Source organism: Hyphomonas sp. (assembly GCF_037969335.1).
GTDB lineage: Bacteria > Pseudomonadota > Alphaproteobacteria > Caulobacterales > Hyphomonadaceae > Hyphomonas.
In genome coordinates, this window is sequence record NZ_JBBKXE010000212.1 from 1 (window position 1) to 22,747 (window position 22,747).

The 22,747-nt window shown below is 63.5% G+C and carries 28 protein-coding genes, 1 tRNA gene and 2 pseudogenes; 11 read left to right on the forward strand and 20 right to left on the reverse strand.

The annotated features are described in order from the left end of the window. Positions 1–134: pseudogene (locus AADA04_RS15535) on the reverse strand (hypothetical protein); the annotation flags it as partial. Between AADA04_RS15535 and AADA04_RS15540 the strand changes: the two are divergent. From AADA04_RS15540 to AADA04_RS15550, 3 genes and pseudogenes are all read left to right on the forward strand, one after another. Further along, positions 129–1,589, forward strand: a pseudogene (locus tag AADA04_RS15540) (copper-translocating P-type ATPase); the annotation flags it as partial. The pseudogenes AADA04_RS15535 and AADA04_RS15540 overlap by 6 nt on opposite strands. A gap of 13 nt (positions 1,590–1,602) precedes the next feature. After that, positions 1,603–1,878, forward strand: coding sequence for a metal-sensitive transcriptional regulator (locus AADA04_RS15545; protein ID WP_340694194.1), 276 nt, complete (start codon positions 1,603–1,605; stop codon positions 1,876–1,878). Positions 1,879–2,054: 176 nt separating this feature from the next. Beyond that, entirely contained in the window at positions 2,055–3,146 is a 1,092-nt protein-coding gene (locus AADA04_RS15550; protein ID WP_340694195.1) for a histidine kinase dimerization/phosphoacceptor domain -containing protein, read from the forward strand. Positions 3,147–3,180: 34 nt separating this feature from the next. On the opposite strand, the gene AADA04_RS15555 is transcribed toward AADA04_RS15550, so the two are convergent. Continuing rightward, on the reverse strand, positions 3,181–4,119 hold the full coding sequence (locus AADA04_RS15555; protein WP_340694196.1) for an MBL fold metallo-hydrolase: 939 nt from the start codon (positions 4,117–4,119) through the stop codon (positions 3,181–3,183). Position 4,120: 1 nt separating this feature from the next. After that, positions 4,121–4,606: a MarR family transcriptional regulator gene (locus AADA04_RS15560; RefSeq protein WP_340694197.1), complete on the reverse strand. Its 486-nt coding sequence runs from the start codon at positions 4,604–4,606 to the stop codon at positions 4,121–4,123. Between the two features lie 136 nt (positions 4,607–4,742). Between AADA04_RS15560 and AADA04_RS15565 the strand changes: the two genes are divergently transcribed. Further along, a complete protein-coding gene (locus AADA04_RS15565) occupies positions 4,743–5,417 on the forward strand; it encodes a DsbA family oxidoreductase (protein WP_340694198.1) in 675 nt (224 codons plus the stop codon). Then, positions 5,418–6,209, forward strand: a complete 792-nt coding sequence (locus tag AADA04_RS15570) for an enoyl-CoA hydratase/isomerase family protein (RefSeq protein WP_340694199.1) — start codon at positions 5,418–5,420, stop codon at positions 6,207–6,209. Between the two features lie 32 nt (positions 6,210–6,241). Here AADA04_RS15570 and AADA04_RS15575 read toward each other — a convergent pair whose 3' ends face one another. The 7 genes from AADA04_RS15575 to AADA04_RS15605 form a co-directional block, all read right to left on the reverse strand. Then, positions 6,242–7,990, reverse strand: a complete 1,749-nt coding sequence (locus AADA04_RS15575; RefSeq protein ID WP_340694200.1) for an ABC transporter ATP-binding protein — start codon at positions 7,988–7,990, stop codon at positions 6,242–6,244. Between the two features lie 13 nt (positions 7,991–8,003). Next, the gene (locus AADA04_RS15580) at positions 8,004–9,128 is read right to left on the reverse strand and encodes an inositol monophosphatase family protein (protein ID WP_340694201.1); all 1,125 of its coding nucleotides are present in this window, start codon (positions 9,126–9,128) and stop codon (positions 8,004–8,006) included. Beyond that, a complete protein-coding gene (locus tag AADA04_RS15585) occupies positions 9,115–10,461 on the reverse strand; it encodes a TldD/PmbA family protein (RefSeq protein ID WP_340694202.1) in 1,347 nt (448 codons plus the stop codon). Before AADA04_RS15585 ends, AADA04_RS15580 begins: the two co-directional genes overlap by 14 nt. Positions 10,462–10,505: 44 nt before the next feature. Next, positions 10,506–10,892: an MAPEG family protein gene (locus tag AADA04_RS15590; protein WP_340694203.1), complete on the reverse strand. Its 387-nt coding sequence runs from the start codon at positions 10,890–10,892 to the stop codon at positions 10,506–10,508. A gap of 75 nt (positions 10,893–10,967) precedes the next feature. Beyond that, a complete protein-coding gene (locus AADA04_RS15595; RefSeq protein WP_340694204.1) occupies positions 10,968–11,243 on the reverse strand; it encodes a hypothetical protein in 276 nt (91 codons plus the stop codon). A gap of 125 nt (positions 11,244–11,368) precedes the next feature. Continuing rightward, positions 11,369–11,677: a hypothetical protein gene (locus AADA04_RS15600; RefSeq protein WP_340694205.1), complete on the reverse strand. Its 309-nt coding sequence runs from the start codon at positions 11,675–11,677 to the stop codon at positions 11,369–11,371. A 64-nt stretch (positions 11,678–11,741) separates the two neighbouring features. After that, the gene (locus tag AADA04_RS15605) at positions 11,742–12,455 is read right to left on the reverse strand and encodes a protein tyrosine phosphatase (protein ID WP_340694206.1); all 714 of its coding nucleotides are present in this window, start codon (positions 12,453–12,455) and stop codon (positions 11,742–11,744) included. A 154-nt stretch (positions 12,456–12,609) separates the two neighbouring features. Between AADA04_RS15605 and AADA04_RS15610 the strand changes: the two genes are divergently transcribed. From AADA04_RS15610 to AADA04_RS15620, 3 genes are read left to right on the forward strand one after another with little or no spacing between them, the layout of a single operon-like run. Next, positions 12,610–12,981 (forward strand): DUF6249 domain-containing protein, encoded by a 372-nt coding sequence (locus AADA04_RS15610; protein WP_340694207.1) that lies wholly within the window; start codon positions 12,610–12,612, stop codon positions 12,979–12,981. Next, positions 12,962–13,537 carry an RNA polymerase sigma factor gene (locus AADA04_RS15615; RefSeq protein WP_340694208.1) on the forward strand — a complete coding sequence of 192 codons (576 nt, stop codon included), beginning with the start codon at positions 12,962–12,964 and terminating at the stop codon, positions 13,535–13,537. The genes AADA04_RS15610 and AADA04_RS15615 overlap by 20 nt, the downstream gene beginning before the upstream one ends. 13 nt (positions 13,538–13,550) lie before the next feature. Continuing rightward, positions 13,551–13,898, forward strand: a complete 348-nt coding sequence (locus AADA04_RS15620) for a hypothetical protein (protein ID WP_340694209.1) — start codon at positions 13,551–13,553, stop codon at positions 13,896–13,898. On the opposite strand, the gene AADA04_RS15625 is transcribed toward AADA04_RS15620, so the two are convergent. After that, positions 13,895–14,638, reverse strand: a complete 744-nt coding sequence (locus AADA04_RS15625; RefSeq protein WP_340694210.1) for an SDR family oxidoreductase — start codon at positions 14,636–14,638, stop codon at positions 13,895–13,897. The genes AADA04_RS15620 and AADA04_RS15625 overlap by 4 nt on opposite strands. Positions 14,639–14,789: 151 nt before the next feature. On the opposite strand from AADA04_RS15625, the gene AADA04_RS15630 reads away from it, so the two are divergent. Next, positions 14,790–15,266, forward strand: a complete 477-nt coding sequence (locus tag AADA04_RS15630) for a GNAT family N-acetyltransferase (RefSeq protein ID WP_340694211.1) — start codon at positions 14,790–14,792, stop codon at positions 15,264–15,266. A gap of 73 nt (positions 15,267–15,339) precedes the next feature. Here the strand turns inward: AADA04_RS15630 and AADA04_RS15635 are convergent, their stop codons facing one another. From AADA04_RS15635 to infA, 3 genes are all read right to left on the reverse strand, one after another. Next, on the reverse strand, positions 15,340–15,723 hold the full coding sequence (locus AADA04_RS15635) for a hypothetical protein (RefSeq protein ID WP_340694212.1): 384 nt from the start codon (positions 15,721–15,723) through the stop codon (positions 15,340–15,342). 93 nt (positions 15,724–15,816) lie between these two features. Then, complete coding sequence (locus AADA04_RS15640) at positions 15,817–16,413, reverse strand: nucleoside triphosphate pyrophosphatase (RefSeq protein WP_340694213.1); 597 nt, start codon at positions 16,411–16,413, stop codon at positions 15,817–15,819. 5 nt (positions 16,414–16,418) lie between these two features. Continuing rightward, positions 16,419–16,637 carry a translation initiation factor IF-1 gene (infA, locus tag AADA04_RS15645; protein WP_045654549.1) on the reverse strand — a complete coding sequence of 73 codons (219 nt, stop codon included), beginning with the start codon at positions 16,635–16,637 and terminating at the stop codon, positions 16,419–16,421. A 158-nt stretch (positions 16,638–16,795) separates the two neighbouring features. Between infA and AADA04_RS15650 the strand changes: the two genes are divergently transcribed. Then, positions 16,796–17,329 carry a hypothetical protein gene (locus tag AADA04_RS15650; protein WP_340694214.1) on the forward strand — a complete coding sequence of 178 codons (534 nt, stop codon included), beginning with the start codon at positions 16,796–16,798 and terminating at the stop codon, positions 17,327–17,329. A gap of 32 nt (positions 17,330–17,361) precedes the next feature. Here the strand turns inward: AADA04_RS15650 and AADA04_RS15655 are convergent, their stop codons facing one another. The 6 genes from AADA04_RS15655 to AADA04_RS15680 form a co-directional block, all read right to left on the reverse strand. After that, positions 17,362–17,838 (reverse strand): UPF0262 family protein, encoded by a 477-nt coding sequence (locus tag AADA04_RS15655; RefSeq protein WP_340694215.1) that lies wholly within the window; start codon positions 17,836–17,838, stop codon positions 17,362–17,364. Continuing rightward, on the reverse strand, positions 17,831–19,138 hold the full coding sequence (hisD, locus tag AADA04_RS15660; protein WP_340694216.1) for a histidinol dehydrogenase: 1,308 nt from the start codon (positions 19,136–19,138) through the stop codon (positions 17,831–17,833). Before hisD ends, AADA04_RS15655 begins: the two co-directional genes overlap by 8 nt. A gap of 1 nt (position 19,139) precedes the next feature. Further along, the gene (locus AADA04_RS15665) at positions 19,140–19,592 is read right to left on the reverse strand and encodes a DUF2948 family protein (RefSeq protein ID WP_340694217.1); all 453 of its coding nucleotides are present in this window, start codon (positions 19,590–19,592) and stop codon (positions 19,140–19,142) included. Positions 19,593–19,601: 9 nt separating this feature from the next. Then, positions 19,602–20,882 carry a UDP-N-acetylglucosamine 1-carboxyvinyltransferase gene (gene murA, locus AADA04_RS15670; protein WP_340694218.1) on the reverse strand — a complete coding sequence of 427 codons (1,281 nt, stop codon included), beginning with the start codon at positions 20,880–20,882 and terminating at the stop codon, positions 19,602–19,604. Positions 20,883–20,973: 91 nt separating this feature from the next. Beyond that, on the reverse strand, positions 20,974–22,182 hold the full coding sequence (locus tag AADA04_RS15675) for a cytochrome P450 (protein ID WP_340694219.1): 1,209 nt from the start codon (positions 22,180–22,182) through the stop codon (positions 20,974–20,976). Then, positions 22,179–22,352 carry a hypothetical protein gene (locus AADA04_RS15680; RefSeq protein WP_340694220.1) on the reverse strand — a complete coding sequence of 58 codons (174 nt, stop codon included), beginning with the start codon at positions 22,350–22,352 and terminating at the stop codon, positions 22,179–22,181. The genes AADA04_RS15675 and AADA04_RS15680 overlap by 4 nt, the downstream gene beginning before the upstream one ends. A gap of 42 nt (positions 22,353–22,394) precedes the next feature. Between AADA04_RS15680 and AADA04_RS15685 the strand changes: the two genes are divergently transcribed. Continuing rightward, positions 22,395–22,469 (forward strand) — tRNA-Thr (locus tag AADA04_RS15685). Positions 22,470–22,747 lie beyond the last annotated feature (278 nt).

Here is a 22,747-nt window from a genome sequence, read left to right on the forward strand (position 1 = left end):
ACCATGGATTCGTCGATGGAGGAATGTCCCTCGGCCACCTCGCCGTCCACCGGCACTTTCTCGCCGGGGCGGATGCGCAGCCGGTCGCCGGATTTGACCGTGTCGAGATCGACATCTTCTTCGCTGCCATCCGCCCCGGCGAGAAAGTGCCGGTGGACGGCGAGGTGGCCGAGGGACATTCCTCCATCGACGAATCCATGGTGACGGGCGAACCCGTGCCGGTGGCAAAAGCGGCAGGCGATGCCGTCACCGGCGGCACGGTGAACACGACCGGCAGCCTGGTGATAACCGCGACGCGCGTGGGCGACGATACGGTACTGGCGCAGATCGTGCGCATGGTGGCCGAGGCGCAGCGCTCGCGGGCGCCCATCCAGCGGCTGGCCGATATTGTCGCGGCCTGGTTCGTACCGGCGGTCGTAGCGTCAGCCGTATTGACCTTCATCGTGTGGGCCCTGTTCGGGCCGGACCCGGCGCTGGCCTTTGCGCTGGTCAATGCCGTGGCCGTGCTGATCATTGCCTGCCCCTGTGCGCTTGGCCTCGCGACACCGATGTCGATCATGGTGGGCACCGGAAAGGGCGCGCAGAACGGCATCCTGATCCGCAATGCCGAAGCGCTGGAGACGCTGGAGAAAGTGGACACTGTCGTGGTCGACAAGACCGGAACGCTGACCGAAGGCAAGCCGAAACTGGTGACCCTGGAGCCCGCCGAGGGCTGGGACGAAACCGGACTGCTGACACTTGTCGCGGCCGTCGAAGCGGCGAGCGAGCACCCGCTGGCGGCTGCCATCGTGCGCGGCGCGGAAGCGCGCGGCATCAAGACGAGCGTGGCCCAAGACTTCGAGTCCGTTACGGGCGAAGGTGCTCAGGGTACGGTGGATGGCAAGTCGGTTGCCATCGGCAATGCGAAGATGATGCGCCGGATCGGCGGGTTCGATGACGCACGGGGCGAGGCCGCCCAGTCCTACAGGGAAGACGGCCAGACCGTGATGTTCGTGGCGGTCAATGGCAAGGCGGCGGGCCTGATCGGCGTCGCCGACCCGATCAAGGCCACCACGAAAGAAGCGATTGCGCGCCTGCACGCACAGGGCCTGAAAGTGGTGATGCTGACTGGCGACAGCGAGGCGACGGCGCGGGCCGTGGCCCGGCAGGTGGGCATTGACGACGTGCACGCCGATGTCTCGCCGGAGGACAAGAACCGGATCGTGCGCGAGCTGCAGGCGGGCGGCGCGGTGGTGGCGATGGCGGGGGACGGCATCAATGACGCCCCGGCGCTGGCGCAGGCCGATGTCGGGATCGCGATGGGCACGGGCACGGACGTGGCCATGCAAAGCGCCGGTGTGACGCTGGTGAAAGGCGACATGCTGGGCATTGCCCGGGCGACCGCGCTGAGCCGCGCCACGATGCGCAATATAAGGCAGAACCTTTTCTTCGCCTTCATCTACAACACGCTGGGCGTGCCGCTGGCGGCAGGCGTGCTCTACCCCGTGTTCGGCCTGTTGCTGAGCCCGATGATTGCCGCTGCCGCAATGAGCCTGTCATCGGTGTCGGTGATCGGCAATGCGCTGCGCCTGCGCCGTGTGAAACTGTGAGGAAACTTGAGCCATGACACCCGACACACGAGACAATGCCACCAAACGCCTGGCCCGGATCGAGGGACAGGTGCGGGGCGTCGCGAAGATGGTGGGCGAGGACCGCTATTGCGTCGACATCGTGCGGCAGGTGCAGGCCATCAAGGCGGCGCTGACCGGACTCGAGGGACTGATTCTCGATGACCATATCGCGACCTGCGTCGAGCATGCGCTGGAAGGTGACGATCTCGATGCGCGGCGGGAAAAGGTGGAGGAACTGGTCGCTGTGCTGGGCGGACGGAAGAAGTAGGCTGGACGCGCGATGCGCTTCGCGCGCCTGTCGCCGCGCAGGTTGCGGTGCCCACGGCGCATCGGCGCCGCGCGTTTGCTGCAAGCAGAGTTGACGGGATTTGTTCACTATTCTAGAAAAATAGCGTTTTCATGCTCAACTCAGTGCAGTGGCATGAATACCAGGGAAGATGGACGATGCTCGCAGCCAAGCACCCCCACCAGGCTGAGCGCCTGGCCGCCCTGTACCGATATGACATACTGGACACCGAGCGAGAGGCCGATTTCGACGATATCGTCGAGCTGGCCGCCGAACTGTGCGGCGCGAAGATTTCGGTCATCAACCTGATCGATGCTGACCGCCAGTGGTTCAAGGCGGAAACTGGGCTGGGCGTGCGCGAAACGCCGCTCGAGACCTCGATCTGTTCGCACGTCATACTCGAGAACGATTTCGTCGAGATTCCCGACACACAGGCCGACACGCGCACACAGGACAACCCACTCTGCCGCGATGAGCCGGGCCTGCGTTTCTATGCCGGTGCGCTGCTGAAATCCCGCGACGGGTTTCCGATCGGCACGCTGTGCGTGCTGCACGACCAGCCCTATGCGCTCAATGAATTCCAGAAGAAGTCCCTGCGCACGTTGGCCAAGCAGGTGATGCGTGAACTGGACCTGCGCCTGGCGCTGCGCGACCAGCAGGTGCTGTTGGGCGAAATGGATCACCGCGTGAAGAATTCGCTGCAATCGGTCAGCTCGCTGGTGCGGCTCTACCAGTCGCGCGCGGGCGAGGAAAACCGGGACGCTTTCGACGCGGTATCCCGGCGGGTCGACGCCATTTCCCTGCTTCATCAGGAACTGCACCAGGCCGCAGAAATCGAGACCGTGCCACTGGACCGGTTCATTCCGCGCGTGATCGCGCTGCTGCAGGATTCGGCGCCAGGAAATATTGTGATCGAGGCCGAGATCGACCCGATCAGCGTCGGGTCGACCTATGCCTCGGCCATCGGCATCATTGTCAGCGAATTTGTCGCCAACTCGCTCAAGCACGGCTTTGCCAACAATCGCGCGGGTACCATTTCGCTAAGCCTGCTGAACGGGGCGGATGGGCACGTGACCCTGACCTGTAGAGACAATGGCGCAGGCACGAATTCGGCCACCCGCCCATCGAGCGCCGCCGAGGGGCTCGGGCACCGGCTGGTCGATGCGGCCGCCTCACAGCTCGGCTCGGAAGTCACACGTACCGCCACCGACGACGGCTTTTCGCTGAGCCTGACATTCGCCCAGGACTGAGCCGGCACAGGAGCCGATTGGCACCCGTCTCATATCAGGCAGGCTTGCACCAGTCGGGCGGGGACATGCCCGCCGGATCGGCCGGGTGCGGCAACAGCATGAATTCAGGAAAAGGGGTGACGCGTGGATAGTCACCGATCCCGGCGAAGGCGGCCGTCACATCGCCCAGGGCACTTCCCGGCAGTTCCAGAAGGTGTTCGCCGCGGCGCGCCTTGCCATCCTGGCCAAATGAGTGGCCCGCCGCTGCCTTCATCTCCACGTGCCCGCCCAGCAGCCAATCGATCTGATGGGTCTGCGCAAAATCAGCAACACGATCGAGCGAGGCCGCATATTCACCGGCCTTGTCGCACACGAAATAGAGCCGCCCCGGATAGATGGCATCCCCCGAAAACAGGATGCGCGTGACCGGATCATAGACCATGACGTGCGAGGCATGATGCCCCGGGGTCGGCAGCACGTCCACTTTGCGTCCGCCAAGGTCCAGCGCGCCACTATCTTCCGGCCACTGATCGATACCGACGAAGCCAGCGACGTCCTCAGCCGTGTGCCCGACGATGATTGTATCGGGCCGGTCGGCAAAGCTGGCATCGCCGCCGACATGATCGCCGTGACCATGCGTATGCATGACCACGAGCGGCAGTCCGGCATGCCCGCTGGCCGCGAGCAAATTGTCCACTTCGGCGCGAGGGTCAGCGCCTTCAGCGCCTGTGTCGATCAGGAGCGCCTTGTCCTCTCCGAGGAGGAGATAGAGGAATGGCGCCTCGAAACTGGTCCGCAGCGACTGGCGCAGGACGAACGTGTTCGCATCGATCTCCTGCACATGGAACGCAGGCTCATCCGGATCAATGCCAGCGTTCCACGCTTGCGCGAACACGGCAGAGGGCGGCGCGGCGATGGCCGCCTCGCGCGTTTCGCAGGCCGAGAGGCTGGCCAGCAGCATTGTCGACAGAATGATATTTGTGAGTCGGGTCATGTCAGTCGTCTTTCATGCGAGAGAGAAGGGGCGCGTCGAGAAGGGAGTCTGCTGCGCGCTGGGTGACGGCGGAGAGATTGCAGCCGATTTCATCGAAGAGGGCTTCAAAAGCCTGGCCGGCTTTCGCGAGCCGCGCCGTCAGGACCCCGAATTGAGCGACGCCCTGACGGGTCAGGCGGAGCAGCTTGCGGCGTCCGTCATCGGGATCGTCGATGCGCTCCACGATGCCAAGCCGGACCAAGAGGTCCACGCGCTGAGTGGCAACCTGATGCGGCTGGCCAAGCGCCCGGGCGATATCGGCGGTCGAGGTCGGCTGGTGCTCGCCGATGAAGAGAACCGTCGAGACAGCGCGCGACGGGAATGTGATCCCGGCCGCGTCCAGCATGTCATTCCCCTGGGCGACGATCAGTTCTGCCAGCCGCTCAAGCTGGTAGGCGATGAAGGCGGACCCCAGCCCGTGTGTATCGATGAAATTGTCGTCGCTCATTGCCCCGGCACCCTTTTATACAATTTATTGTACAGTTAGTTGTATTGTTGCTCGCTGTCAAGTCGGACAGCCTGCGTGTCCATCACATCTTGTTGTGCCGGTTGCGTGCGCGATAAGTGGCGAATAGGCTGGGGCCATGACAGTTGTTGTAGAAATGGTATCGGACCTGGTTTGCCCGTGGTGCTGGCTGGGACTTCGCAGGATCGAGGCGGCGCGCAAGCTGGCCCCCGAGGTTGATGTTCAACTCGTGTTCCGGCCGTTCGAGCTGGACCCGACGATCCCGGCGGCGGGCGTCGACTATAAGGCATACATGAAAGAGAAGTTCGGCGGATCGGACGAGAGCCGCGAACGCTCCGGCACGATGCGCCAGGCGCTGGTCGATTATGGCGAGGCCGAGGGCATCCCCTATCGGTTCGACAAGATCACACGCCGGCCCAACAGTTTCGACGCGCACCGCCTGGTCCGCTGGGCACAGGGCCAGGACAAGGGCGCCGAGGCCAAGGAAGCCCTGTTCAAGGCCTTCTTCGAGGACGGGCGCGATATCAGCGACCATGATGTACTGGTCGATGTGGCGCGGGAGATTGAACTCGACGCGGCGATCGTGGCCGACCTGCTGAAGAGCGATGCCGACGTGCAGGCCGTGCGCGAGGAGGCCGATGCCTTCCGCCAGATGGGCGTCAGCGGCGTGCCGACCTATATCGCCAATCGCGCGGTGGCCGTGCAGGGCGCCGAGAGCGCCGAGAAGCTGGCCAAGTTCCTCCAGCATGCCACGACGCAACTGCCGCAGGAACGCCCGGCGGGCGACGCCTGAATGAGCGACCTTGTCAGCGTGACGCGCGAAGGCCGGATTGCGACCGTGCGCTTCGATACGGGCAGCCGGTCGAATGCGCTGAGCCAGAAACTGATGCGCGAACTGACCGAGACGGCGCAGGGCTTCCATGACTGCCTGGATATTTCCGTCGTCATCCTGACAGGCCGCGACGACCAGTTCTGCATGGGCGCTGACCTGAAGGACCCGGAAGGCAATACGGCCGCCCAGTTGCCACTGAGCCAGCGGCGGGTGCAACTGCGCCGGGGGCCACGCATGTGCCAGGCGTGGGAGGATGTCGATGCGCTGACCATCTGCGCTGTCGAGGGCTGGTGCGTCGGCGGCGGCACAGCGCTGGCGACGGCGTGCGACCTGCGCGTGGCGGCGGACAATTCGACCTTCTATGTGCCGGAAGTCGAGCGCGGCATGAACATGAGCTGGGGCTCTATCCCGCGCTTCGTCGCGCTGGTCGGCCCGGCGCGGACGAAGCGTATCGCAGCGCTGTGCGAAAAGGTCGACGCGACGACGGCGCTGGCCTGGGGCCTGTGCGACCATGTCGTGCCGGCAGGCTCGGCGCTGGCCAAGGCCCGCGAGATTGCCGAAGCGGCCGCTGCCCTGCCCCCGACGGCGCTGAAGAGCGTGAAGCAGGACGTGAATGTCGCGGCCATGGCGCTGGCCCGGGCGACAGGTCACCGCGACCTTGAGGCATTTGCCCTGTTGCAGCAGTCGGATGATTTCAAGGAGGGCGTCAGCGCCTTCCTGAAAGGGCGCAAGCCGGACTTTACCGGGGATTGAGAAGGCCCAGCTCAGGATGAGCCTTCCAGGGTTTAGCTGAGCTGGAGGTCGACGAGGCGACGATAGGCGCCGTTCTTGTCCATCAGGTCGGCGTGGGTGCCGTCTTCGACGGCGCGGCCATCTTCCATCACGATGATACGGTCAGCCGCGCGGACGGTGGAGAGGCGGTGCGCGATGATCAGCGTTGTGCGGCCGGTGGAGAATTTCGCAAGGGCGTCCTGCACTTTGGCCTCGCTCTCGGCGTCAAGGGCGGAGGTCGCCTCGTCGAGCAGCAGGATCGGCGCGGCGCGCAGGATGGCGCGGGCAAGCGCGACGCGCTGGCGCTGGCCGCCGGAGAGGTTGCGGCCCATTTCACCGGCGGGGGCGTCATAGCCGCCCGGCAGTGCACGGATGAACTCGTGTGCATTGGCCGCGTGGGCGGCAGCTTCGATTTCGGCATCGCTGGCACCGAGGCGGCCGAGCGCGATATTGGCGCGGATCGTGTCGTCGAACAGGGCGGCATCCTGCGCCACAAGGCCCATATGGGCGCGCAGGCTGGCGCCGCTGACATCGCGGACATTCGTGCCGTCGACGGAGACGATGCCGCCGGTCGGATCGTAGAGGCGCAGAAGCAGGTTGAAGACGGTGGACTTGCCCGCGCCGGACGGACCGACAAGGGCGACCGTCTCACCGGGATTGGCCGTGAAGGAGAGGCCTTTGAGCGCCTCGGTGCCGTCCGGATAGGCAAAGCTGACATTATCGAAGGCGACGGTGCCGCTGACCCAGGCGATGGGCTGCGCGCCGGGCGCGTCGGCGATTTCGGGCGCTGCATCGGTGATCTCGAACACGCGGTCTGCGGCGGCGCCGCCTTCCTGCGCCACCGAGTTCAGCGTGCCGAGCGCGCGCAGTTCCGGCGCGGCGACGGCGATGGCGCCAACAATGCCGACAAAATTGCCGAGTGATGTGTCACCCTGCGCGATACGCCAAGCGGTGAGCGCGAGAATGCCGACCAGGGCGAGGCCGCCGGTGATTTCGAGGATGGGATCGACGGCGGCGCGGTCGGTGAGCACTTTCAGGAACAGGCGCGAGCGCTCGGCGAAGCCGCGCCCGGCGCGGGCCTTCTGGTAGTCCTCGAGGCCGTAGGCCTTGACCACCCGGGCCGACTGGAAGGCCTCGCCGAGCAGTGAGGTCACCTGCCCGATCTGCTGTTGCGACTGGCGCGAGCGTTTGCGGACCCGGTTGCCAAGGGCAAGGACCGGGGCAAAGGCGATGGGATAGATGACGAGGAGGACGAGGGTCAGCTTCCAGTCCATGACGAGCATGGTGATGAAGACGCCGATGACGGTGAGCACGCCCTTGGTGAGATTGTTGGCGATGCGCAGGCCGGCGTCACGCAGGGCATTCACGTCATTGATGAAGCGCGAAACGAAGCCGCCAGACGCCTCGGCGGCGATGCGGGCAAAGTCGCCATCGGTAAGCGCGCCGAACTGGTCGGCCTGGATATCGACAATGGCGCGCTGGACGCCGGTATTGTTGAAGATCGTCATGCCGTACAGGGCCAGCGAGCGGACAATGGCGGCGAGGCCGATAATGGCGATCAGCCACCAGAGGCTGGTCGGGACCTCGACCCGCTCGGGTCCGGTCAGGGCTTCGAGGCCCTCGACGACGAGTTTCAGGAGGTAGCCATAGGACGCGGCTGCGACCGAGGTCAGCGCGGCGCACAGCGTTCCGGCCGCGAACCAGCGCCAGTGCGCGGCAAAGCGCTCCCGTCCGAGACGCGTCAGGGCACCAGAGCGGCGCACCGGTTTGGCCGGATCAGATGTGATGGTGTTCCCCCGTCTCCGGGTCGAGCAGCCGGTGGGCGTGGAGGATGAAATACCGCATTTCGGCGTTGTCGACCGTGCTGTGTGCCGCGGCCTTCCAGGCGTCATAGGCTTCCTTGTAGGAGCCGAAGGCGCCGATGAAGTCCATTTTGGAGAGGTCTTCGAACTGGACTTCGTTCACGTCCTTCAACTCACCGCCGAAGACGATGTGGAGAAGCTGTTTTCCGGCTTGAGGCGCTTCGCCCATTTTGACTGGCTCCGTTTTGACAATGGGTGCGGCCTGGACCGCTTTTTCCTGTGGGTCGGGTATATCCACAAATCCTGACCGGCGCACTAACAGAGGATGCAGCCGTTTGCCAGACGCGATGATGCTGCGTTGGGCCGGAATGGCCCGGTTGAACTGCAGCGTCTCGCCCTTGTGGGTTGTCGCGATGCCACCCGCTTCGCTGACCAGAATGGCCCCTGCGGCGAGATCCCAGTCGGACTTGTGGCTAAGGACCAGCGTGGCGTCCCAGGCGCCGGAGGCCACGAAGGCCATGCGCAGAAGCGTGGAATTGGGTTTGGGGCGCGGTACGGTGACGGCGGGCCACGGCTCTGGCCAGCCCTTGTGGTTGAGCATTTCCTCGGCGGCGATCAGGCGGCAGCCTGTTTCGCTCTGACATTCGGAGACGCGTATGATCTCGCCGTTCAGGTAGGCGCCGGCGCCGATGCGGGCTTCGTAGAGCTGGCCGAGCGCGGGCGCATAGAGCACCCCGGCAACGGCCCGGCCTTCCTCGACGATGGCGAGGCCGACACACCAGTTCGGGTCGCCGCGCATATAGGCGCGGGTGCCGTCGATCGGGTCGACGACCCAGCAACGGTCTTTCTGGCGGGCGGAGGGATCGTCGAGCGTTTCTTCCGACAGCCAGCCATATTCCGGCCGGGAGGCCGAAAGGCGCAGGTCGCAGAGCTGGTTGACGGCCATGTCGGCTTCGGTGACGGGGCTGCCGCCGGTCTTCTCCCAGGCGCGCGCCGACTGGCCTTCCAGCGTATAGGACAGTGCCAGCTGGCCCGCCTCAATGGCGAGGCTGCGCAGTGTCACAAGGTCTTCAACAAGCGTACGTTCAGCTGCCGGCAAGACTCATGTCCTCGACGAGGATGCTGGGCGCGTCGCGGGTGCCACGGAATTCAAGATCGGACGCCGGAATCAGGCGCGCAAAGATGGCCGGCAGGTCGCCCGCGATGGTCACTTCGGACACCGGATAGGCAATCTCGCCATTCTCGAACCAGAAGCCCGCGACGCCGACGGAATAGTCGCCGGTGTTCGGATTGATCGATGGGCCGAACATGTCGGTGACGAGCAGGCCCTTGCCGGCCTGGGCCATCAGTTCAGCAGGCGTCTTCTCGCCAGCCTGAAGATACAGGTTCGAGGTCGTGACGCCCGGCGGGTCGCCGAAGCCAAGCGCGGAGAAGCCATTGGGCTTGAGACCGAGCTGGCGGGCCGACGGGCCGTTGAGCAGCCATTCGGTGAGGCGGCCATCCTCAATCAGGTGGGTCTCTTTCACGGGCAGGCCCTCGCCATCATGGCTGCGCGAGCCCATGCCCAAGGGCCGGAACGGATCGTCGATGACGTTGACGCCCTTGGCAAAGACCTGCGTATCCATGCGATCTTTCAGGAAGCTGACGCCGCGGGCGATGGACGGGCCGGAAATCGCGCTCATCAGCGCGCCGATCAGGCCGCTGGAGACGCGCCGGTCATACAGGACAGCGGCTTTTTGTGTTTCGAGCTTGCGGGCGCCGAGGCGGGCAATGGTGCGTTCGCCTGCGGTGCGCCCGATGGCTTCGGCGCTGGGGCGGTCAGCCGTATGGCGCACGGACCAGCTTTCATAGTCGCGCTCCATGGCGCCGTCTTTTTCGGCGACCGACGCAAGGCCGAGACTGGTGCTGGTGCCGGTCTTGTAGGCGGCGAAGCCGTTGGAGGCTGCGACCCAACGCGAGGAACGGTTCCAGGAGGCGCCGCAACCGGCGACCGTCTTGATGCCCTTCACAGCCAAAGCAGCAGCTTCGGCGGCGAGGGATTCGCTTTCGAGCGTCTCGGCGGAAATTTCGGGTTCGCCTGTCAGGTCCATGTCGAGCGCGCCGGTGGCGAGGTCGCTGGCGTCCGGCAGGCCGCAATACTTGTCTTCCGGCACGGCGCGAGCCATCGCGGCGCAGCGGGTGGCAAGGGCGTGGAGCCCTTCGGTGGAGAGATCGGAGCCGGAAACGTGCGCCTGGCGCTTACCGAAGAAGGCGCGAAGGGCGACGCTTGTGCTCTCCTCGCGCTCGATGCTTTCCATCTTGCCGTCGCGGACGGAGACGCTGACGCCCTCGGCTGCGCCGATACGGGCATCTGCTGCGTCGGCGCCTGCTTTCAGGCACTGGTCGATGAGGCCGGCGAGCAAGTCAGCCGGCGGGGTCTTGAATTCAGCCATACTGGCTAGATGGACCGCCCCGCCGGGCGGTGCAACCGGTCAAATCAGGCAAGCCCGTGATAAATCAGCATGACCGCGATCAGGATCATGGCGATCCAGGTAAGCAGCATGCCGGTCACGCGGAGCTGGAAGATTGTCCCCGACAGGCCGACGGCATGAAGGATACGGCCCGCCGTGAAGGCGCCGCCGAGAATGTGAATCCAGAGCGCCGGGATGCCCATGAAGGCGGCTGTCACGAGGCCGACCAGCATGGCCGGGATGTATTCACTCGCATTGCCATGCGTGCGCGTTCTCAGCTCAAGTTCGATATTCCCGCCATGCCCGACCGAGACCTGCGCCGAACGGCGCATGAACACGACGCGCGAAGACAGGTAGATCAGCAATAACATGTTGATGCCGACATAGATGGCGGCGGCTTCCAAGGGTGGCATGTTTCATTCCTTCCAGAAAAAATGCCGCCAGAAAACTCCGGCGGCATTGAATAATTTCCCCAATTCAAGGACCGTTCAGTCGTCGCGGCGTGCGTCCGGCAGGCGGTCGTTGATGTCGTCGCGGATGTCCATGAGCGTGACAATCAGGCCGCAGACAAGGCTGGCGGCGATCCAGCCTCCGGCCGTGAAGATCGCAAAGTCTGCAACCTGTGCCAGTCCGCCTGTCAGGCCCAGCATTTCATTGCTGAATTCGCCCTTGTTGTAGAGGCCGAGCGCAATGCCGCCGACGATGATCGCGATATAGGCCACGTAGACCATGATGCGGAAACTGTTGATGATTAAGAACTTCATGGGTGTCCCCTTCCTGTTGCGGTGCCGAATTTAGGCAGATTAGCGCGTGCCGTCACGCGATTACACGTATGAAACGAACTTCCGGGCCGGAACGGTGCCGAATTGCATCAGGCCCCGCAGGCAGTTTACGCCTCGGGTGGCGCCAGTTTGCAGGTGAACATATCATTCACGACGCTGGCAAACTGGAGCTGTTCCTCATTGCTCAGCGAGGTGACGAAGGTTTCGACATCGCGCTTTTCGCGCCCGATCGACTGGGCGGTGCGCTTGAACAGGTCCGGATCGAGCTTTGCCTCCATGGCGTCGGCGATGCAGGCACATGTCTGGGCGTTTTCGCCGCCCGTCGTGCAAGCTGTTACGATGGCCTTGTTATCACTGTTGCCGCTGCAGGACGCGAGTAGCGTGAGGGCCGCGAGGGAGAGGGCAAGGTGGCGCATTCTGGCGGCTCCGTAATCATATTCGTCGCGTAGCCAATCATGAATCTTTCGTCAGGGGAAGCGGCTATTCCCGCCCGATAATCTTGTCGACCTGCACTTTCGTGCCGAAGGATTCGAGGAAATCCGCTTTCACGGCGAGCCGGTCATAGTCTTCCGCGACCCAGTCGAGGAAGGGCTTCCAATCGCCCGGCGCCCTGCCCTCATTGAACCGCGCATACGTGTCGAAAAACCAGTCCAGCATGCCGGTCTTGCCATGCTTGATATGCAGGTATTTGAATGACAGCTGCTCGCGCGCCTCTTCAAACGGCACCTTTTCGTGCAGCAATTTGTACAGGACAGCCATGATACCTGCCCGGTCTGCGCCCGACTTGCAGTGCATCAGGGCCGGATATTCGATCCGCTCAAACAGGTCGCGGGCGCCGAAGATGGCTTCCTTTGTGGGCGTGTCGCGGGAAAAGACCTGGAAATCGACCAGTTCAATACCGGCGGCCTCGCAGGCCTCCTTTTCCAGCAGGTAATAGCCCTTGGTGCTGGCGCCGCGCAGGTTGATGATGGTGCGAATGCCACGGTCTTTCGCATGTGCAAGCACCTGGCGCGGCGACGGCTGGTTGGCGCGCCACATGCCGGGCGCGATCTCGTGCAGGTTGCTGAAACGGGCCCGCAGGAAGCCGTGGTCGCCCCAGACAAGCTCGCGCCGCGCCCGTTTGCGACCGGACGGCGTGGCGAGATCGGCCGCCACATGCGGGCGTCGTTTGGCTTTGGGCGTGAGTTTGACCATGCTGCCTTCGCGATTACAGGTGTGCCCCGTCGCCTGCAAGCCGAGGCGGCAGCAAGTTTTTTTGATGATAGCTGCATCCAAATGGGCCGCTCGCGGCATCTCCCACATGAAGCCGGGCAAAAGGATCCGGTGAAACTGTGAGAAAGACTATCCAATGGAAGACATTCTTGTCCCAATCGTCCTGTTCTCTGTCGTGCCGGTGTGCATCTGGCTGGTCAGCTATTTCAACTATCGCAAACGCCTGACGGCCCATGAAACCGTGCGCCACGCCATCGATAGCGGCCAGACCATCTCGCCGGAACTGATCGAGAAAATGTCGTTGCTGGTCGACCCGATCCGCGCGGACCTGCGCCGCGGTGTCCTGTTCATCGCGTTCGGCGCGGCCTTTGCCGTCCTCGGCATGATGATCGGTCACGAAGAAGGTGAAGCGATCATGCCCATGCTGGGCGTGGCCTCGTTTCCGGTTTTCCTCGGACTGGCGTATCTTGGCCTCTGGGCATTCGGTCATGGCCGCAAATCGGCCTGATCTCTGGATCGTCGCTGCGGGAGGCACCGACATGCTCACCGACCCCGACCTGGCAGCCGATGCCGCACGTGGCAACGACAGCGCGTTCGCCGAACTTGTGCGGCGTCACCAGGCCAGGGTGAGAGGCATGTCCCGGCGCCTTACCGCCTCGTCCGGCGATGCAGACGACATTGCGCAGGCGACCTTCCTGACGGCGTGGCAAAAAATCGGCACCTATGCCGGAGGCACGTTCGCCGCGTGGATCTGCACGATCTGCTACCGGGAATTCCTGCAGGTGCGGCGACGCCAGAGACCGGAAATCGAATTTGACGAGACCGCGGAGATCATTCCTTTCGACCGGACAATGGCCGACACAGGCGACAAGATGGACCTGTCGCGCGCCCTCGCCAGACTGCCCGAAGCCCAGCGCATCTGCGTCACCCTGTGTGTCGCCGCCAGCCTGAGCCACAGGGAAGCTGCCGAAGCGACCGGATGGCCGCTTGGCACGATAAAATCACATGTGACGCGCGGCGTGGCCGCCCTTCGCAAACACCTTGCCGCCGACCAAGTGGCGTGATGGAGTAGAGACCATGCGAGACGAAGACACTTATGCCGACCTGACGGCCCTGTTCACCGCTGAAGACCGCGAACAAGAGGCCAAGCCGTTCGTGGACCAGGTGATGGGCCGTATCCGGGCACAGGCCCGCATGCGCAAACTGCTGCTGGCCGTGACAGGCCTGGGCGGCGCGCTTCTGGCGGCATCGCAATTGCCGAAACTGCTGGCCGATTCCGTGGGGCTGGATTCGTCACTGACAACATCGATCCTTCAGGCGCAGGAAGATGTCAGCGCACTGGCCAGCGCCAATCCGCTATGGCTCGGCATCGGCGCCGTGGTGATGCTCAGCCTGATGGCCGTCGCCGCGATGGAGCGGGCCTAGGGCACGAAGACGCCACCATTGGCGTGGATGGTCTGGCCCTGAACAAATTTCGCGGCGGGGCTGAGCAGGAATTCGACAACGCCGGTAAAGTCATCGTCTTGCGCAATCCGGCCCTGCGGGGTCATGCGGGCGGCACTCGCAAGGACTTTGCTGGCCGCCTCTTCGCCGCCGACCATGGTTGCCACTGAACTTGTCGCAACGATGCCGGGCGCCACGGAATTGATCGTAATGCCAAGCGGTGCCAGTTCCAGCACCAGGTAGCGGATCAAACCCTCGGCGAGGGTTTTGCCAACACCCAGCGCGGCATAGCCGGGCCTCGCCACCTTGGCGCCGGCGCTGGTGACAAACACGATCGAGCTGCCGGATTTGAGCACGGGCATCGCGGCCCGGACGAGGCGCAGCAAGGACATGCCGTTGACGTCGAGCGCCTTGGACAGGGTCGTCATGTCGGCGGACAACAGGTTGGTGGCATAAATCATTGCCGCATTGTGGACGATGTGAACCGGGCCATCATCACTGACACTCTGAACCAGCCGGTCAACGCCGCCCGGCTCACCGAGATCGCTGCGAACCGTGGTGACCTTCGCACCGAGCTGTTCGAGGCTTTCTTTTGCGTCTGCTGCGGCGCGCTCATCGCTCAAATAACCGAGAATAAGATGGGTATCCTTTGCGGCGAGACGCGTGGCAATCGCCAGCCCAATGCCTTTGGTGCCGCCGGTGATGATGGTGGTTTTCGTCATGTAAATCCGTTCCCTGAGCTGAGCCTGACGCGACATCGCAGCCAGGCTCTTGTCGACTTGCCCATGCCTTGTGCCTGCTTTCGCTTGGCCTAGACTGGCCGACAGTCCAAACCCATCGTCATGGGTGGCGCGTTCAGGGACATAGGATCACATGATACATCTCCGCGACATGAAAATTGGCGAATATGCCGATTTCATCGCCTACTTCATCCCTGATTACGCGGAAGAGATTTCTGCCAATTATGATGAGGACATTGGCGCTGCCCGCGCGCGCGCGGAACGCGAAGTGAAAGCCGACTTGCCTTTGGGCGTTGATACGCCGGGTCAGGTCCTGCTTTGCATGGTGAGAGACGGCGATGAAACCGACGCGCCTGTCGGGTATCTTTGGTGCAAACCCGAAGCGGCCGGCAAGACTGTTTTCATCAGCGAGTTTTACGTTCTGCCCGGCCACAGGGGGAAAGGGTATGCCAAATCCGCCTTGGTCGCCCTGGAGGACATGTTCGCCAGGACCGGTCATCGCGAAGCCAGGTTGCGCGTGGCCGCAAACAATGAAAAGGCGCAGCGCCTGTACCTGGCGGCGGGCTATCGCGCGACGGGCATCAATATGAGAAAATCCTTCGGCGGATGAACTGCGCCCGCGGGGGTCGCAGATCATCCGCCGATAAATCGAACACCCAAAGGCGAAAACGTGAGCGGCGTCGCTAGCCCACCTTTTTCCGTTTCAATGCAAATGCCAGTGTGATCGCAACATTCATCGAGATCATTCCGAAGACAAAAAAGAACGCCTCTCGATCAATCGAATCGCTCGCCCATTCTTCGCCGGCGATCAGCGCCATTGTGGCCACGCACAATAAATTGCCCGCAATCAGGGTTTTGCCGAACGGCACATTCTTTCTGACGGCTCGGCTGTTTCGCGCACACACAATGGCGTTGAGCATCATCAAAACGGCGAGGACGATCGTCGGCAAGTACTTGTCGGACTGACCGGTTCTCACTGCCAATGGCAACAACGCTAATTCCAACAGAGCACCAATTGTTGCCAGAACAAGTAGGACCGAATTTAAAATCAACACCAATGGTTTCATGACTGTCCTTCCTCAGAGCGTCCATCCTGAGCGAAGTCGAAGGATGAGCGCGGCCGCATTCCGCTGTTCACGTAACCCGTCCTTCGACTTCGCTCAGGATGAGCTACTCTGGCCTGCCCGCCAACCCATGCCTTCGAGCAGGGATTTGGTCTCATAGAGCGGTAGGCCGACAATGGTCGTGTAGCTGCCATTGATGTGGGTGATGAAGGCGCCGGCCATGCCCTGGATGCCATAGCCGCCTGCCTTGCCCTGCCATTCGCCACTGGCGACATAGGCGTCGATCTCCTGATCGGTGAGGCGTTTCATCCGGACCCGGGCAAGGACCGTGCGCGACTGCAGGCGGCCATCGGGCGCTTTCACGGCAATGCCGGTAATGCACTGGTGCGAGCGGCCTGACAGCAGGCGCAGGAAGGCTTCGGCTTCAGCGGCGTCTTCGGCCTTTTCCAGATTCCGGGTGCCGAGCGCAACGACTGTGTCGGCGGCCAGTACAAAGCCGTCGGCATCGCACGCCGCCGCCTTCTCGCGGGCGAGGCGTTCGGCCAGCACACGCGGGGACTCGTCCTTGCGGCGCGTTTCGTCAATGTCGGTGGGGGCGATGCGGGCCGGGACGATGCCGATCTGGGCAAGCAGGTCCCGCCGGCGCGGACTGGCGCTCGCAAGGATGAGCGGCGCGTGTCCGAAGCTCGCCATGCGTCTTACTTGAAGCGGTAGGTGATGCGACCCTTGGTCAGGTCGTAGGGGGTCATTTCAACCATGACCTTGTCGCCGGTCAGCACGCGGATACGGTTCTTGCGCATCTTGCCAGCCGTGTGGGCGATGATTTCGTGCTCGTTCTCGAGTTTGACGCGGAACGTCGCGTTCGGCAGCAGTTCGACGACCGTGCCTTCAAATTCAATCAGTTCTTCTTTCGACATGAAGTCTCCAAATTCAGAGCGGTCCGTTGCGCCGCCGAAACATATGTAGGGCGCGCCATAGCCCTTTGCACAGATTCCGGCAAGCGTGGAAGGTCAGAGGGGCTCGCGCTTGGCGATCGGTCACCGCTGCCTTATGGCTGGAAGCCCGGGAGGATACCATGCTTGATCTTGATCGCTTCGTCGAAGATTGCCGTGCAGCGGTGGCCGCAGACCCGACCCACAAGACCGTGCAGGACATCGTGGCGCGTGCGTTCAGCGATCCGGCGGACGTGCTGGCCGCCGTTGGCGAGCCGACGGCAGGAGGAATTGTCCCGCTCCATGTCGCCGACGACCTCACGATCGTGAATGTGATCTGGAAGCCCGGCATGACGCTGATGCCGCACAATCACGAAATGTGGGCGGTGATCGGCGTCTATGGGGGCCGGGAAGACAATATCTTCTGGCGCCGGGTGAAGGACGACCCGGAGGGCCGTATCGAGGCCGCAGGCGCAAAAGCCCTGTCGACAGGCGATGTCACGCCACTGGGCAAGGACGTGATTCACTCGGTGACCAACCCGATCCAGAAACTGACCGGCGCGATCCATGTCTATGGCGGAAATTTCTTCGAGATCCATCGCAGCGAATGGGATCCGGAACACCTGACAGAACAGGCCTATGACATCGAAAAAGCGAAGGCGATGTTCGGTCGCTGAGCGGCGACTGGCAGCGCCGGCTGGACGCCAGCCTAGCGCGTCTGGCCCGCATGTAGCGCGCAGATCAGGGTGAACAGGCGGCGGGCCGTGTGGAAGTCGACATTGACCTTGCCTTCCAGCCGCTCAGCCAGGAGTTCGGAGCCCTCATTGTGGATGCCACGCCGGGCCATGTCGATCGCCTCGATCTGGTGCGGCGTCTGGTTGCGAATGGCGTCGTAATAGCTGTCGCAGATCATGAAATAGTCGCGGATCACACCGCGGAACGGGCCCATCGACATGATGAATGTGTGGACGTCCTCGCCGGCCTCGTCGCGAACGGCGAATACCAGCTTGCGCTCGACCTGCGAAAGGCTGAGCGCATAGGGACCGCGATCATGGTCGATCAGGGCGAAGCTGTTTTCCTCGATCAGGTCGAAGATGGCGACGCGGCGCTCATGCTCGGCATCCGGGCCCGACGCGCCGAGGGTCTCGTCGTCAATGCTGACGGATATCAGGCGGTTGTCACCCATCGCCCCCACTCCGGTTCGTGCGGATGGAGATTGACCGCGCATGCGCTGGCAGGCCTTCGGCTTCAGCCAGCCGCATCGCTGCCGGGGCCAGCGCAGCAAAGCCTTGGGCGCTGACGCGCTGGACGCTCATCCGTTTGAGGAAATCATAGAGGCCAAGGCCCGAGCCGAAACGTGCCGCACGGCTGGTCGGCAGCACATGGTTCGATCCGGTGACATAGTCGCCAAGCGCCTCCGGCGTCAGGTGCCCCAGGAAGACCGCGCCTGCATGTCGGATCAGCGGCAGCAGGGCGTCTGGATCGGCAATGGCGAGTTCGAGGTGTTCCGGTGCGATCCGGTTGGCAATGGCTGCGGCGGTTTCAAGATCGGGGACGGTAATGATGGCCCCGTGGCGTTCCCAGGACACGCGGGCGCGTTCGCCCGTCGCCAATTCCTTCAACTGGTTTTCCACAGAGATTTCCACAGCTTTGCCCACAGCCTGATCCACAGTGATCAGGATCGACTGGCTGGACGGGTCATGCTCGGCCTGGGACAGCAGGTCGGCAGCCACCCAGTCCGGGTTGGCAGTGTGGTCAGCGATGATTAGGATTTCCGACGGTCCGGCAATCGTGTCGATGCCGACACGGCCAAAGACCTGACGCTTGGCTTCGGCCACGAAGGCGTTGCCAGGGCCGACAATCTTGTCGACCGGCTTCAGGCGTCCGGCGCCGAAGGCCAGCGCGCCGACAGCCTGCGCGCCGCCGATCGGGTAGTATTCATCCACGCCGGCCTTGAGCGCGGCATAGGCAACGGCCGGGGCGAGTTCGCCGCCCGGTGCCGGAGCGACCATGACGATGCGCTCCACGCCGGCGATCTTGGCGGGAACCGTGTTCATCAGCACGGATGAGGGATAGCTCGCGCGCCCGCCCGGCACATAGACGCCAACGCTTTCCAGCGCAGTCCAGCGCCAGCCGAGCTCGACGCCTGCACTATCGGTGAAGGCATGGTCTGCCGGGCGCTGCGCGGTGTGATAGGCCGCGATACGGTCGTGGGCGAAATCGATCGCCTCGCGCAGGTCTGCGGGGCAGTCTGCGGCGAGCGCATGCAGGTTCACATTGTCGGATTCCAGCGTGGTTGGGTCGAGCTGCAATTCATCATACTTGGCGGTGTAATCGGCCACGGCCTGGCCGCCATGGGTTTCGACATCTTCCAGTATCTTGCGCACGACGCCGGCGACATCATGCCCTGTCCCGCGATCCTCGGCGAGGAAGGCGGCAAATTCGCCTTTGAACGACGACGCTTCGGAATTGAACTTGCGCAACACGTTACCGCCGCCTTCGCTCGTGGCTCGGCAGGTTGCGGGTCGGCCAGACATAGTCGCTGTCGAGCAGGGTCGCGTCGAGCACTTCGACATCCAGCGTGATTTCCCCGTCGCCTGCAAACAGGAGCGTCACGGTGCCACCGGGCGGCTCGTCAGCTGGCGTGAAGGTGACATCAAGCAGGGAGAGGATCAGTTCCGGATCGGTCTTGGTGACCGCGCGGGTTTTCGCGCCCAGCACGCCATCAAAGGCGAGCAGCGACCGCACGCGAACGCCTTCCTTGGCGCGCGGCTGGCCTGCTTCCCAGCGGAACCGGTTCAGTTCCAGCGAAAAGCGGTTCTTGCGCGCCTCGTATTTCAGGCTGCCGGCCTTGACGACCGAGTCCTGGACCGCCGCTGCAATGACTTGAAGATCCTCGGCCGTTTCGGCCAGAAGACGCAGCGCGTGTGGTTCGGACATTGGGGCCCCTTATTCGTCCTCGCCCGACAGACGCTGGATATTGGCGCCGCAGGCATTCAGTTTCGCTTCCAACCGCTCAAACCCGCGATCCAGATGGTAGATACGGTTCACCACAGTCTCACCCTGTGCGGCAAGCCCTGCAATGACAAGTGAGACCGACGCACGCAAGTCTGTTGCCATCACGGGCGCGCCAGTCAGCTGCGGCACGCCTTTGACCACGGCCTCCTGCCCCCGGACATTTATGTCGGCGCCAAGGCGCGACAATTCCGGCGCGTGCATGAAACGGTTCTCGAAAATCGTCTCGCGAATGATGCTGGTGCCATCGGCCAGGCTCATCAGGGCCATGAACTGGGCCTGAAGGTCTGTCGGGAATCCCGGGTGCGGCTGGGTGGAGACGCTGACGGCCTTGAGGCGCGTGCCATTGCGGCGAATGCGAAGCGTGGACGCGGCCTCGTCGGCATCGACCGTGACGCCGGCTTCGCGCAGCTTGGCGATCATCGCGCCGAGGGCCTCGACCGGCGCGCCGTCCAGCGTGACATCGCCGCCCGCAGCGGCTGCCGCCATGGCATAGGTGCCGGCTTCGATCCGGTCAGGCATGACAGCGTGCGTGGTGCCGTGCAGTTTCTCGACGCCGGTGATGCGGATCGTCGACGTACCGGCGCCGGTCACTTTCGCGCCCATGCTGTTGAGGCAATCGGCGAGGTCTTCGATCTCGGGCTCGCGCGCGGCGTTTTCGAGAATGGTCTCGCCCTTGGCCAGGGTCGCCGTCAGCATGGCATGTTCGGTGGCGCCGACGCTGGGCATGGCAAACACGATATGCGCGCCCTTGAGGCCCTGGATCGCGGCCGCCTTCACGTAGCCGCTCTCGACCTTGAGGTCGGCGCCCATCGCCTCAAGGGCTTGAAGATGAAGGTCGACTGGGCGGGCACCGATGGCGCAGCCGCCGGGCAGCGAAACCGTCGCGTGGCCCGAGCGGGCAATCAGCGGGCCCAGCACGTTGAAACTGGCGCGCATCTTCCGCACCTGTTCATAGGGCGCGATCGTGCTTTTCAGCTCGGCCGCGTTGAGGCGGCAGGTCGACTCGCCCTTCGGCCAGTAGACTTCGACCCCCAGTGTTTCGAGCAGCTGCGCGAGGAAACGCGTGTCAGCCAGGCTCGGCATGTTGGTGAGCGTGATCGGCTCGTCGGTAAGCAGGCACGCGACCATGAGCTTCAGGGCCGAGTTCTTGGCACCGGAAACGCGAATGCGGCCATTCAACTGGGCGCCGCCAATGATGTTCAATCTATCCATGGCGCGCACTTATAGAGCGGTTCACGGCGCGGGAAAGGCGGGAATGTGGAACCTTGTGGCGCAAAAGCAGGCAGGATGGGGTCTCGCAGCGTCAGGACAGGGTGATCGGCAGCGCCTGCAGCCCGCGCAATCCGGACCGTTTGATCCATTTCAGCTGGTCCGGTTCGGTCATCAGGGCCATGCGCGGAGCGCGCCTGACGAGTTCGGACAAGGCGATTTCCGCCTCCGCCTTGGCCAGGTGCAGGCCAAGGCAGATATGCGGCCCATTCCCCCAACCCAGATGCCGGTTCGGTTGGCGGGCCAGATCGAGCCTCAGCGGGGCGTCGAATACGGCCGGGTCGAGATTGCCCGCCGCGAGCAGGGCCATGACCTTGTCGCCCTTCTTCAGTGCCCGGCCTTCGAACACCATGTCTTCGCGCACGAAGCGCGGCTTGGTCATCTGCACCGGTCCGGTAAATCGCATCAATTCATCGACCGCCACAGACAGGGCGTCGCCCTCCAGGCGGCTGAACGTGTCCAGCGCATCCGGCTCGGTGAGCAGCGTGAAGACGCTGGTCGAGAGCAGGTGTGTCGTGGTTTCGTGCCCGGCGACGAACAGGATGAACACCATCGTGACCAGTTCATCCTCGCTGAGCTGGTCGCCTTCCTGTTTGGCATGCACCAGCTCGCTCATCAGGCCCGGACGCGGATTGCGGCGCAAATCGTCGAGTTCGGCGCGCAGGGTCTTGAGCATCGGGCTCAGCGCGAAAACCGCGCGCACCAGTGCGAGCGGCGATTCGCCCGCGCTCAACGCCCCCATGGTGGCGTCAAACCGGGCCTGCGTCGCCTCGCTCATCCCGAGCACCGTGTAGATGACCTGAAGCGGCAGCTTGCGGCAGAAGCCCGCGACGAGGTCCGGATTGCCGCTGGCGACATAATCGTCGAGCAGTCGGTCAACCTGCTGCCGGATCAGTGGCCGCATCGCGTCGATACTGGTGCGGCGGAACGGCCCGTCTGCCAGACGCCTCAGCCTTTTGTGGTCCGGGTCGTCGAGCGAGAGGACATTGTTCGCCAGCGTGCGAAAGACCTTGGGCAGGAAGGGCATGCCGAACGCGGATTTGTGGCCTGCATTGCGGGCATCCACGGCGAAATGCCCGGTATCCTTCAACAGCGCCTGGCTGGCGGCATGGCGGGTCGTGGCCAGCATCGGACCGAACAGCGGCAGTTTCATTTCGCAGAACGGACCCGCCTCGACCAGTTGCGCCAGCGCCGCGTGAGGGGATCGCTTGAACGCCTGGGAGGTCAGGTCCGGCCGGGTCAATCCGGCTTGCCTTCCGGAGCGGGCGGGCTGTCGTCTTTCGGCTTGCGACTGGCGACCTTGCGGCGCTTCAGGTTCGCCCGTAACGCTTCGGCGCGGCGGGCAACTTTTTCGGGGTCTTTCGGCGTGTGGGACATATCCTGCAGCTTTTCGCGGTTAAACGGTCTTTTCATCTTGGAAGGCATAAGCTAAAGCCGCGACTTGCAAACGGCAACGCCGCGGTAGCTCAGTGGTAGAGCGCGTCATTGGTAATGACGAGGTCGGGAGTTCAATTCTCCCTCGCGGCACCAGTTTTCTCTCTGGTTTTCAGCGTATTGCCGGCTTCGATACGACCCTCCACCTCTCCGGACCGCGCTTTCGTTCATCGCATGCTTCACAGCGCTCGTCGCGGGAACGAACAGATATTTCACGTTGATTTTGCTCACAGGGAATGAGTTGCGCTTCCAAAGCAAGACCGATTAGTGTCCGCCTGACAATTCGCCAGTCGTTCCTCGGGCCGCCAAGACGATCAGCCTGTCGCTTCGAACGAAAATGCAACAAGGTTTCCAGCCTCGCTACGAGGCACACG